Source organism: Aeromonas sp. s7(2024) (assembly GCF_040907825.1).
Classification (GTDB): Bacteria; Pseudomonadota; Gammaproteobacteria; order Enterobacterales; family Aeromonadaceae; genus Aeromonas; species Aeromonas veronii.
Genome location: NZ_JBFOCM010000007.1, coordinates 43,378 through 54,882, shown reverse-complemented (window position 1 = coordinate 54,882; position 11,505 = coordinate 43,378). Strand labels below are relative to the sequence as shown.

Annotated in this window: 9 protein-coding genes; 6 read left to right on the top strand and 3 right to left on the bottom strand. The window is 58.8% G+C overall.

Annotation, left to right across the window (positions count from 1 at the left end; genetic code table 11):
- Positions 1 to 88: 88 nt before the first annotated feature.
- Entirely contained in the window at positions 89 to 1,006 is a 918-nt protein-coding gene (locus AB5Y73_RS01910) for an IS5 family transposase (protein WP_107685037.1), read from the top strand.
- Between the two features lie 114 nt (positions 1,007 to 1,120).
- On the opposite strand, the gene AB5Y73_RS01905 is transcribed toward AB5Y73_RS01910, so the two are convergent.
- From AB5Y73_RS01905 to AB5Y73_RS01895, 3 genes are all read right to left on the bottom strand, one after another.
- A complete protein-coding gene (locus AB5Y73_RS01905; protein WP_236095577.1) occupies positions 1,121 to 1,420 on the bottom strand; it encodes a cyclic-phosphate processing receiver domain-containing protein in 300 nt (99 codons plus the stop codon).
- Positions 1,417 to 2,202: a Sir2 family NAD-dependent protein deacetylase gene (locus tag AB5Y73_RS01900; RefSeq protein ID WP_118853994.1), complete on the bottom strand. Its 786-nt coding sequence runs from the start codon at positions 2,200 to 2,202 to the stop codon at positions 1,417 to 1,419. The genes AB5Y73_RS01905 and AB5Y73_RS01900 overlap by 4 nt, the downstream gene beginning before the upstream one ends.
- 130 nt (positions 2,203 to 2,332) lie before the next feature.
- The gene (locus AB5Y73_RS01895; RefSeq protein WP_064336649.1) at positions 2,333 to 2,818 is read right to left on the bottom strand and encodes a hypothetical protein; all 486 of its coding nucleotides are present in this window, start codon (positions 2,816 to 2,818) and stop codon (positions 2,333 to 2,335) included.
- 322 nt (positions 2,819 to 3,140) lie between these two features.
- On the opposite strand from AB5Y73_RS01895, the gene AB5Y73_RS01890 reads away from it, so the two are divergent.
- From AB5Y73_RS01890 to AB5Y73_RS01870, 5 genes are all read left to right on the top strand, one after another.
- Entirely contained in the window at positions 3,141 to 3,899 is a 759-nt protein-coding gene (locus tag AB5Y73_RS01890) for a flagellar motor protein (RefSeq protein WP_042056089.1), read from the top strand.
- Positions 3,877 to 4,752, top strand: a complete 876-nt coding sequence (locus AB5Y73_RS01885; RefSeq protein WP_106844513.1) for a flagellar motor protein MotB — start codon at positions 3,877 to 3,879, stop codon at positions 4,750 to 4,752. Before AB5Y73_RS01890 ends, AB5Y73_RS01885 begins: the two co-directional genes overlap by 23 nt.
- 162 nt (positions 4,753 to 4,914) lie before the next feature.
- Complete coding sequence (locus AB5Y73_RS01880; protein WP_181497397.1) at positions 4,915 to 7,053, top strand: TonB-dependent hemoglobin/transferrin/lactoferrin family receptor; 2,139 nt, start codon at positions 4,915 to 4,917, stop codon at positions 7,051 to 7,053.
- A complete protein-coding gene (locus AB5Y73_RS01875) occupies positions 7,053 to 9,059 on the top strand; it encodes a prolyl oligopeptidase family serine peptidase (protein WP_118853996.1) in 2,007 nt (668 codons plus the stop codon). Before AB5Y73_RS01880 ends, AB5Y73_RS01875 begins: the two co-directional genes overlap by 1 nt.
- Complete coding sequence (locus AB5Y73_RS01870) at positions 9,056 to 11,503, top strand: proprotein convertase P-domain-containing protein (protein WP_181497398.1); 2,448 nt, start codon at positions 9,056 to 9,058, stop codon at positions 11,501 to 11,503. Before AB5Y73_RS01875 ends, AB5Y73_RS01870 begins: the two co-directional genes overlap by 4 nt.
- The last annotated feature ends 2 nt before the right edge of the window (positions 11,504 to 11,505 follow it).

Here is an 11,505-nt window from a genome sequence, read left to right as displayed (position 1 = left end):
GGCGTTGTTTCCTAAATCGATGCAGCTTGAATGGAACTAATTGAAAACCCAGTGATCTGATCACCACCATCCCCCTCAAGTCTGCATCATGGGTAAAGCGCTTCACCCCATCACCAATTGGCCTCAATACAACAGGTCTCTGATCAACCGTGGCTCTCTCACTTTCTGGGTTGATGCCGAGGCAATGGATAACTGGTTCCACCAAGTCCATCACGGAAAACGGGGACGCAGCCAGCTCTACACCGACCAGAGCATCTGTACCTTTCTGATGCTCAAAGGGATTTTCAGCCTCACGCTGCGAGCCACTCAGGGGCTACTCGACTCCCTGTTCGAGCTGATGAATGTGCCGCTGTGTGCCCCGGACTACAGCTGTGTCAGCAAGCGCGCACGCACAGTGAAGGTGGCCTATCGGCAGCCCCCTAAGGGGCGTATTACCGACCTGGTTATCGACTCGACGGGTCTGAAAGTGTTTGGCGAAGGCGAGTGGAAAGTCAGAAAACACGGCGCTGAGAAACGTCGAGTCTGGCGCAAGTTACATCTGGCGGTAGACCCGGTGACTCACGATATCGTGGCGGCAGAAGTGTCGCTGGAGAATGTGCATGACGCAGAGGTGTTGCCGACCTTGCTCAATCCTCTGCGTCGCAAGCTGGGGCGTGTTTACGCGGATGGCGCCTATGACAGCAAAGCCAGCCATCGGTTGATTACGCGTAAAGGGGCGACGGCGTGTATCCCGCCTCGCAAAAACGCAGGACTATGGAAAAAGGGCCATCCGAGAAATGAGGCGGTGCAGGTGATGCGCAAGGAAGGGCTGGCGCACTGGAAAAAGATGTCGGGGTATCACCTTCGTTCGCAGGCAGAGACAGCGATGTTCCGGTTCAAACAGTTAATGGCAGGCCAAATCACCCTGCGAAAATACAATGGTCAAGTGGGAGAAGTGATGGCGTATGTGAGCGCGATGAACAAACTGAACACCCTTGGTCTGCTTGTAAGAAAGCCCCGAGTGTAGCGGTCACCCGGGGCTGGGGAAGTCATGACTTGCTGGCTGATTTGGGAAACAACGCCCTGTATACATAGTGACATGATTTACTATCTCTGGATTTTAGTCACAGCCTTGAACTTGTCATGTTGACTTCGCTAAAAATTTATTTATGGCCATAATGCCCAGTTCCATTTTTATTCTTGCGGAGACATTTGCTGAATGAATATGAATTTGGGGAGGGATAAAGTGATTTGTCATTACCTCATTTTCTATCCAGAGAATCACGTCGTATCCGGTTCCTCTATCATCATCACCGAGGTCATGATCAAGACTAATTTCAGTCACCATCTCTGTTTTTAGCCATGCAATCGCCTCGTCCGGCCAAAAGACACGAATCCACCCTACCGGATTTTTTATTTCATCGTCCAGATATAATTTCATGCCATTTTCTCCAGGTTCAGTTCCAATACGTGAGCAATACCGCGATAGGCCCCATCAACAATCAGCTCACCAGGAAACGGTAGTCTGGATGACAAACCAAGATCTGGATCGATGTAGTAGACACATGCGCCAGGGTTGATGTTTTGTAACAGAGAGCTCGCAGGCTCAACAAGCAAACTGGTGCCGACAACTACTACGGTATCAGCCTCGCAGAGCCAGCGACGAGCTTGTTGATACTCATAAATCTTTTCACCAAATAGCACGATATCTGGACGCAATTGTGAACCAGTGGATGGGCAGCGATCACCGATCGCCACATCCTCATGCCAAGGCTGCCGATATTTTTTGCTACGAAAACCTATGGGGACCAAAAACTGGATTGAACCATGCAGATGAAGGACTTCATGGCTACCTGCTCTCTCATGTAAGTCATCAATATTTTGGGTGATGACCCTAACAGTACATTTTTGTTGTAGCAGGGCTATCAGATAATGCGCCTGTGAGGGGGCGGCTTCTAACATGGTTTGACGCCGTTTGTTGTGAAAGGCCAAGAAACCAGCCAGATCCGTACTCATGCTACTAGCGTGGGAATAGCGCCAGTTCTCATGATTACGCCAAATGCCTTCACTTCTAAACGTGGGCACACCGCTTTCCGCTGATAAGCCCGCCCCGGTAAAAAAGAGGATTGTGGGATGGTAGTGTTGGCCTGTTACCGAGGCTTGTGCTCGTTTTTCTCTATGACGGCGCTGATGTCTTCGAGCACGGGAAGCTATTGGTTGCATACGACCACCTTTCGTTATGGCATGACCAGCCCACCCGATTGATTTGTTACTGAACCAGGGGAGTTGGGGTCACACCTCATTGCTATGTTTCTGCTCACCTCATCGTGGTAAGAATGAGGAGGAGCGGCAGTTACCAGTTGAGATCAAACAAGCTGCGACTAATGGATGTAATTGCACTAGCAGACCTGGCTCTTTGTTTACTGATGGGCTCGCTATGCATGAAAAACCAGTAGCGGTACTCCTGAGCAAAATGGTCACTTGCCTGCAAAACCGGTTCCCGGTAATCGCGTCTTATGCGCTCCGTTATGACCCGCTGTTCATCCAGATGCAGATCTTTGAGGCCAAAGCCATGTTGTCGGACACACCAGTCGACAACACACAAAGCGGTTAACTGGTTGTATCGCCTAAACGGTCGGATTGAACTAATCAGATAAAACAGTTCAGCCCCTCTGGCAAAGATACAGGGATAGGCCTCCTCCCTTATTTTATTTTGCTGGACCCGCATGATGGTCCAGTCCAGGATTTGCAACATACCCTGGGTGGTTATAGTGGGTTTTTGATCAATGGCACGACTGACGAAACGATGGATTTGCAGGACTTTTCTAGTTGAAATCATGGTTGCTTACTCACACAGTATTTAGCGTAAAGCACACTCGTGTAAGGAAGATTTAGAAGCCTTGAGTTAATGCTGGGGACGATTCTGTGGCGAGGTGAAACAACTTTCCCAAGATACAGATTTGAAGAGGATGGCGGAGATCAGATTACCGCCCCCTTGGTTATTTCCCTTCAAGCTTCATCGATTTGCTCCTCTTCAACATACCTCCCTCTGCGGACGTTACCCAGCGCCCATTAATTGCTCAGCGATTGGATTTCATTTTGAAAAACTGATACTTAAGTAGCTACACTAGCCATTATCAACATGCAGGGATGTGTAAAAAATGAGCTTGATTGGCTTGGTACTGGCGTTGATCGCCATCCTTGGCGGCAACATGATCGAGGGTGGTCATCCCAGCGCACTGCTCGATCTGCCCGCATTTCTTATCGTGATCGGCGGTACCATAGGTGCTGCGCTGACTCAGTTCCCCTTCTCCGTCGTCGGCAGCACCATGAAGCGTTTCAAATGGCTGCTCTCCCCCCTCAAGCTCGACATGCATGAACAGGCCCAGTTACTGGAGACCCTGGCAGGCAACGCCCGCCGCAGCGGCATGCTGGCGCTGGAAGGGATGATCGACGAGATCAAGGATCCCTTCCTGAAGAAAGGGGTGCAGATGATGGTTGATGGTTACGAGAAAACCAAGATACACGAGGTGCTGGAGAACGAGATCGAATTTGAACAGGAAGATCTCGAACAGACGGTCAAATTCTATGAAGCCATGGGCGGCTACTGCCCGACCATGGGGATCGTCGGGGCGGTATTTGGCCTGATCCACGCCATGGGTCTGCTAGATGCCCCCGACAAGCTGGGCGGCGCCATCGCGGTGGCCTTTATCGCTACCATCTACGGGGTATCCGCAGCCAACCTGATCTTCTTGCCGTTCGGCAACCGCTACAAGGGGTTTGCCCACCAGATCCGCCACTACAAGGAGATGACCCTGACCGGCATTCTCTGCATCGTTGATGGCGAATCCCAAGCGCGCCTGCAAGTTACCCTCGAACCTTATCTGGGAGGTCACGGTGGCCAAAAAGAAAAAGGCTGAAGCACCGGAGAACCATGAACGCTGGCTGGTCTCCTATGCCGACTTCATGACCCTGCTGTTCGCCCTGTTTGTGGTGCTCTACTCCTTTGCCATGGCCAAGCAGTCCGAAACCCGAGTGCTTATCCAGGGCTTTATCGAGTCGCTGGGTAAAATCGGCCTCATCTCCCCGCCTGCCGGCTCACCCTTGATGCAGGGGGGAACAGGGATTCTCGAGCCGGAATCGAAGACCACGCCGAGCAGCCCGAAAGAAGAGACTGTACTGGAAAAAGATGCCCCCATGGCGGCATCGGACCCCTTCAACGAGACCATAGGTGCCTCGGAAAAACCGAGCGCCACCGAAGCCTGGCCCCACAAGACCAAGGAGCAGGAGTGGGTGCAGGTGACCAAGCAGAAGCTTGAGCAGCAACTCAAGGCCCAGATTGAATCGAAGGATCTCGAGGTCGAGCAACTCGGCAGTCAACTGGTGATCCGCATCGGCGAGAAGGCGCTATTCCCCTCCGATTCGGCGTTCCTGCAGCCCCAGTTCATCCCGCTGGTCAACAAGATCGCAGGCATTCTGGCCAATATCCCGGGGCAGGTAGTGGTCACCGGTCATACCGACAACTCCCAGGCGCCGGTGGAGCTTTATCGCAATAACTGGGAGCTCTCGGTGCTGCGGGCCTCTTCCATCGTGCAGACCATGCTGACCAACCCCCAGCTGGATGCCAGACGAGTCATCGCTCAGGGGGTTGCCGACACTCAACCCCGCTTTGCCAATGACACCCCTGAACATCGCCAGGCGAATCGCCGGGTCGATATCACCCTCTCTCAAGGCAAGGCCGCAGAAGAGTCGCTGCAACTGCTCAAGCCCTGATCCCCCCGCTCCTGCCTCGCGTGGGAGCCTCTTTTTAAAAACAAATAGCTCAATAATATCAACATCATAAGATCTTAATGATAATGATTGCCATTTATTGTCAAGTGGTCAGGCCTCTGCAATAATGCCGCCCCTCAGGCTTAAATAAAAACAATTATCATTATGAACAAACTGCTTCAGGCATGGCCGGCACTCTTGTGTGCCTCCGCTGGCGCGGCCGATCTCCCCCCTGTGGAGAAGGCTCGCAGCGACGACACCATCATTGTCACCGGGCAACGGGTACAACAGAAACTCTCCGATGTTTCCGGCTCCATCACCGTCATCACCCAGGAAGAGCTGGACCGTCAGGTCGCCAGCGAGCTGACTCATGTGTTTCGCAAGATCCCCGGTGTCTCGGTCACCGGCTCTGCCGGGCGACCGCAAAACATCAGCGTGCGCGGCATCGGGGGCAACCGTATCCTGCTGATCAAGGATGGGGTGCGCGTCAGCGACGGCTTTGGCGCCGACAACATCAATGACAAGGTGGGTCGCTTCAACTTCGACCTTGATGACATCAAGCAGATTGAGGTGGCCAAGGGGGCCGGCTCCTCCCTGCATGGCTCCGATGCCATCGGCGGCACCGTGGTGATGAATACCAAGCAGCCGGAAGATTATCTGCAACAGCAAGATAGCTATCTGGCGGCCAAAACCCTCTACGGTGGCGACAGCAACAAGAAGAAGCTCAGCATGACCGGCGCGGTACGGGCACTGGAGAGCGAACATCTGTTGCGTCTCTCCGGCTGGCGCGGCAACGAAACCGCCAACTTTGAGGAGAACCGTATTCCGGCTGATCTGGATGGCATGAGTGCCTCAACCAGCAGCCGCCTCCCCCTCAATGCCCATCACGCTCTGCGGCTGGAGCTGGACTACTACGAGGATCACGCCAAACGCCAGATGGGCCCAAAGGCGGTGCCCCAACCCGATGGCAGCTGGGATGTGGTCGGTTTTCAGGAAGATGGCGATCAGCGCACCCAGGGCGGCAAGTTCAGTTGGGAAGCCAACGATCTGGGCATGGTCGATACCCTCAACTGGAGCCTGTTTGGCAATCAGTCCCGCAACGAGGCCAACCAGCGCCAGCTGCTGCGCAACGATGCCCTGAGCGGCTATCCCAGATATCGCAGCCAGCGCACCCTCTCCACGTTCGAGGAGCTGCGCCTTGGCAGCGAGCTGGAGTTGCAGAGCAAGCTGAGCACCGGCTCGCTGGATCACACCTTCAGCTACGGTGTGGAGCTGGAGCAGGCCAACCACGAGCGGCCGGTCAGCAATCTGACCCTGGAAGATGGCATCACCACCCAGGGACAGAAAGCCCCCTTCAGCAAGGCCGAAACCCGCCGCGATGGCATCTGGCTGAGCGATGTGATCGATCTGGGCAGCTGGCAGTTTACCCCGACCCTGCGCTTTGACCGCCAGCGCCTGCGCGCACCGGACAGCAATCTGGCCGAGAACCACAGCGACCACATCTCCCCCAGTGTGGCGGCCAGTTACCGCTTCAACGAAACATGGCGCAGCTGGCTCAGCTATGCCAACGGCTTCCGCGCCCCCGCTTACGATCAGGTTTACGGCAACATTCCTCACTACTTTGCCATGCCGCCGTTCGAGATCATTGCCAACCCCAACCTCAAGGAGGAGACCAGCCACAGCCTGGAGTGGGGATTGAATGGCCAAAGCGACGACTGGAGCGTCAAACCGGCCGTTTTCTACAACCGCTACTACAACTTCATCGACTGGCGCCAGACCGGTTTTCGCCTCGATGACGGTGTCTTCCTGCGCCAATATCGCAACGTTGCCAAAGCAGAAACCTGGGGCGCCGAGCTGGCCGCCAGCCTCTGGCTGAGCGACGAGTGGGAGCTTTCGACCAATCTGGCCTGGATGGATGGCAAGGATCACCGCGGTGAGCCGCTGCGCACGCAGACACCGCTGGAAGGCAACACCACCCTACGCTGGCAACAGCTCGACTGGGGGGTTGAGCTCAGTGGCAACTATGCCGCCGCCATGACCAAGGTGCCACAGTGCGCCAATGCGCAGACTGGCTACAACGGTGCCTGCCAGAGCAGCGCAGGCTGGTTCAGTCTGGATCTCACCGGCGACTGGCAGATCACCGAGGCGCTCAAGGTCAATGCCACCATCGGCAACCTGCTCGATACCCGCTACGTCCGCTATCAGGATGTGGCCGGACTTCCGGCTGGCAGCGATACCTCCCTCTACAGCCAGAGCGGCCACTACCTGTCAGCCAGCCTCAGTTACCGTTTCGTGGGGATGTGATGAAACATCATGCAATCATGGCGGCCCTGTTGGCCGTCCCGTTGGCGTGGGCGCAAGAGGCCCTGCCACCCCCGATCCCGTCCCAGCCACACCTGATTTCAGGCAATCCCGTACGCCAGGATCCCTACTTCTGGTTGCGGGACGAGAGCCGCAGCAACACGGCCATTCTCGCCCTGCTCAAGCAGCAAAATCGCTGGAGCGAGCAGCAACTCGCCGCGCAGCAGCCGCTGGAAGCAACCTTGCGCGCCGAGTTTGCCCGTCATCCGGCGGGGGAATCTGTGCCAGACAACTGGCTTGTCCGCGGCGATCAGGCATGGCAACTGCGCCCGGATGGCTCACTCTGGCAACGCCACGGGGGCAAGGTGCAGCAACGGCTTCCCACCAGAGCGGGTGAGGGCTATTACGAAGCGGGCGGCTGGGCCCTGAGCCCGGATAACCGCACTCTGGCCATCGCCGAAGACAGGCGCGGCGATCTCGACTATCAGGTCACCCTGCTCGATCTCCAAAGCGGCAAGGCGCTGGCCAGTTTGGCACAGCGCAGCGCCGATCTCGCCTGGTCACAAGATGGTCGCACCCTCTACAGCATCGCCAATGAGCGCTACACCCTGCGCCCCTGGCAGCTGCGCGGCTGGCAGGATGGCCAGGAGCAGACTCTCTATGAGGAGCAGGATCCCGCCTGGCTGCTCAGCCTCTATCGCACCACGGATGGCCAGCATCTGGTGTTGCAGGGCAACAACCACGATAGCTCGGAGCAGTACCTGCTCGACTCGGGCAAGCCGCAGCAGGTCAAACCCCGCCAGCGCGGGGTGGAATACTATCTGGACAGCCAATCCGGCTGGGTGATCAAGAGCAACCGGGAGGGGGCGTTTGCCCTCTATTCAGCCAGCACGCCGCTCGGTGAGTGGCAGCGCCTGTGGCCCGCCAAAGGGGAGGATCTCGGCGATCCCGAAAAGTGGCGACTGTTTGATCGCCATCTGGTGGTGCAGTTTCGCCAGCAGGGGGAGGATTGGCTCGCCCTCCTCGATCGCAACGGCCATGAACGCCAGCGCCTGCCGCTGGCCAGTGGCGCCGGAACCGGCTGGCTGCAAGGAGAACATGACCCGGCCAGCGACCGCATTCTGGTGCGCAGTCAGGACTTGAGCCAGCCCCCCGGCCAGCGCTGGCTGGATTTAAACAGCGGCCACTGGATCAACGACCAGCACACCGCAGGCAATAAAGCATTGCCCTATCAGAGCGAGCGGCGCTGGATCACCTCTGCCGATGGCACCCGGGTGCCTGTCTCGCTGGTGTGGCGCAAAGATCTGGCTCCCCGCGCCGTGCTGCTCTACGGCTATGGCGCCTATGGCACGCCGATGCGCCCCTACTACCAGAAAGAGCTGCTGAGCCTGCTGGATCGGGGCTTTGTCTACGCCATCGCCCATGTGCGCGGCGGCGGCATGCTGGGGGAGCAGTGGACCCGCGACGGGCGGGGCATCCACAAGCAGAACGGCATCAGCGACTTTATCGCTGCCGGTAACACCCTGCGCCACTGGTCGCCCGACTCAGCCCCTCTGCCCCTGTTTGCCATGGGGGGCAGCGCCGGAGGCACCCTGGTCGCTGCGGCCCTCAACCAGCAACCGACACTCTTTAGCGGCGCCGTGTTGCAGGTTCCCTTCGTCGATATGCTCGGCACCATGAGCGATCCAGCCCTCCCCTTGACCCGTCAGGAGTACCAGGAATGGGGCAATCCGGCCAAGCCCGCAGAGTATCAGGCGATGCGCCGCATCAGCCCCTACGACAACCTGCACCGCGCACCCTACCCGCCCCTGCTGGTCACCACCGCCCTGCACGACAGTCAGGTGCCCTACTGGGAGCCGGTCAAGTGGCTGGCCCGCCTGCGGGAGCACAGCACGGGCTCCGGCCCCTACCTGCTGCTGACCGAACTGGAGGGGGGCCACCGCGCCGGTGGTGGCGATCGGGCTCGTGAATTTGCCTTCTTGTTGCATCTGGCGGGGATCAACCAATGACCCTGCCGCTGATTGGGAGTACCACTATGAAACCCCTGTTGCCCGCCCTCTTGCTGGGGCTGGCTGGCTTTGCCACTCAGGCCGCCGAACTGCGTTTTGTCGAACAGAACGCACCGGCCGATACCCGCCTCTGGCTCGAACAGCAACTCGGCGTCACCCTGAGTGATGCCCCGGCCTATCAGCGCCAAGGCAAGCTGGGCCACTATCTGCACTATCGCCAGCAGCTCAATGGCGCACCGATCGCCGGCCTGATGGCCGCCGTCAGTCTCGATGAGCAGGGTCGCCCGTGGCGCCTTTATCACAATACCCGGCCGATGCAGGCACAGACGGCTCCATGTGATGAAGCAAGCCGCGCCGGGGTGGATGCCTATACCGCCACGCTGGATGGTACGGTGTGGAAATTCGCTGGCAGTGACGAAGCCCAGCCGTGGTACTGGCAGGATGGCGACACACTGACTGCGGCCTGGCGTCTGCTGGCGGTGGAAAGCCAGCCGGGCAACAGCAAAAGCAGCCACTGGCAACTGTTTGTCACCTGCGATGGCAGCGCCCTGCTGGGGCGCACGCTGCAAGAGGCCAACACCCGTGCCGAAGCGGCACCGCTGGCAGGGGAAGCGGCCACGGTGCAGGCCCGCATCTTTGCCCTCGATCCCCGCACCCAGCTGCAAGATGGCAACCTGCTGTGGCGCCACGATCTGGTGCTGGACAACCGGGCCTATCGCACCGTCCCACTCAGGGTACAAAAGGTGGATGACACCTACCAGCTGAGTGGCCCACGCGCCCGGGTCGTGGATGGCACGGCGCCGGAAACTGCCCCCTTTAGCAGCCCTGATGCCGATGGCTTCCAGCTGGATCACCAGCAGCCCGCCTTCCTCGATATCAATGGCTACTACCATCTGGATCTGGCCCAGCGCCATGTGGAATCCCTTGGCTACCCAACGCTGATGGGCGGCCCCCTGGCCATCGATACCGATGCCGGGGAGCAGGACAACTCTCTCTATGACCCCTTCCTGCGCCGGTTGGAAATTGGCCGGATAGGGGTACCCGATGCGGAAGATCCCATGGTGATCTGGCACGAGTTTGGCCATGCGGTGCAGCACCATATCCTGCCCGACATGGGAGAAGAGGGTGACTGGGGCGCCATCGGCGAGGGCTTTAGCGACTATCTGGCCGCCAGCTGGCGCCAGCGTAGTTCAGAGGCTCGCCAGTTCGAGCCTTTCATGGTCTTCAACTGGGATGCCAGGATCAGCGGCCGGACGCCCCGTCAGCTCGATGATCTGCGGGCGCGCTATCATCCGGGCTTCCTCTATCCGGCTCACCTCACCATCAACGGCAGCAACGGCGACCAGCTGTGGGGCACCCCGCTCTTCACCGCGCTGCGCCAGGCCGTTGAACAGTATGGCGAGGTAGCCCGTGACGAGTTCGATACCCTGCTGATTGAATCCCACTTCGGCCTCGGCCCGCAGGTGCGGATGCCCCAGCTGGCGCGAGTCACCGTGGATACCGCCAACCGCCTCTATGCGGATCGCAGTTATGGCAAGCTGCTGGAGCAGGCCTTCCGCCACCACGCCCTGCTGCCCACGCCCATCGCGGCCCGCCTTGCCGATGACAGCTACCTGCTGCCCGGGGAGAAAAAGAGCCTCGCCATCGAATTGACCAACCAGAGCGGCCGCCCCCTGACCGTGGCTGACGCCAGCTTGCTCCCGACCAAGGGGCTCATGGGTGACGATCACTGGCAAGGAGAGCTCAACGCCGATGGCACCGCCCGCTGGACCCTGCCGCTGGAAGCAGCGAGCAATCTGACCTGTGGCGAGGCAGTCACCTTGCCGCTGCAGTTCCAGCTCACCCTGCCCAGCCCCACCGAGCGCCAGACCCGCCTTGACCTGCAACTGCCGATCGGTGAACCGCTCTGGCAGCGGGCCATCGGCCAGGGTGGCCAGATCAAGGATGCGGTGAGCGGTGAGCGGCACGGCCTGTCCCGCTTCACTCTCACCCTGCCCGAGAGCAAGGCCCGCATCGACAGCGGATTCGTGGTCGCCCTCGATCTGGAGCACAGCAAGCTGGAGCAGCTGGAGATCTGGCTCACCTCCCCTTACGGTACCCGGATCAGCCTGTGGAACAAGGGTTACGCCAGCCATACCCGGCTCAAGGGGGAGTTCCCCCGTGAACTGGTACCGTTCGAATCGCTGGACAAGCTGCACGGCGAACCGCTCGCTGGCCGCTGGCTGCTGGAGATCAACGACACCAGCGCCGGTGACACCGGTCAGTTGCGCAACTGGCGGGTAGCCCAGCAAGTCGGCGCCCGCTGCGACAAGGATGAAGCCCTGCCCAACACCGGCATCATTCCCCTTGAGCAGGATGAAGGGGGTGGCGGCACGGCTTCCCCCCTGCTGCTGTTGCTGGCCCTCTGGCCCCGCCTCTGGCGCCGGAGCACCCCGCGCCGTTGAAT

What these genes read in the sequence shown, in the direction of transcription:
- AB5Y73_RS01910 (WP_107685037.1), top strand. Translation starts at nt 89, where the DNA reads ATGGGTAAAGCGCTTCACCCCATCACCAATTGGCCTCAATACAACAGG.
- AB5Y73_RS01905 (WP_236095577.1), bottom strand. Translation starts at nt 1,420, where the DNA reads ATGAAATTATATCTGGACGATGAAATAAAAAATCCGGTAGGGTGGATT.
- AB5Y73_RS01900 (WP_118853994.1), bottom strand. Translation starts at nt 2,202, where the DNA reads ATGCAACCAATAGCTTCCCGTGCTCGAAGACATCAGCGCCGTCATAGA.
- AB5Y73_RS01895 (WP_064336649.1), bottom strand. Translation starts at nt 2,818, where the DNA reads ATGATTTCAACTAGAAAAGTCCTGCAAATCCATCGTTTCGTCAGTCGT.
- AB5Y73_RS01890 (WP_042056089.1), top strand. Translation starts at nt 3,141, where the DNA reads ATGAGCTTGATTGGCTTGGTACTGGCGTTGATCGCCATCCTTGGCGGC.
- AB5Y73_RS01880 (WP_181497397.1), top strand. Translation starts at nt 4,915, where the DNA reads ATGAACAAACTGCTTCAGGCATGGCCGGCACTCTTGTGTGCCTCCGCT.
- AB5Y73_RS01875 (WP_118853996.1), top strand. Translation starts at nt 7,053, where the DNA reads ATGAAACATCATGCAATCATGGCGGCCCTGTTGGCCGTCCCGTTGGCG.
- AB5Y73_RS01870 (WP_181497398.1), top strand. Translation starts at nt 9,056, where the DNA reads ATGACCCTGCCGCTGATTGGGAGTACCACTATGAAACCCCTGTTGCCC.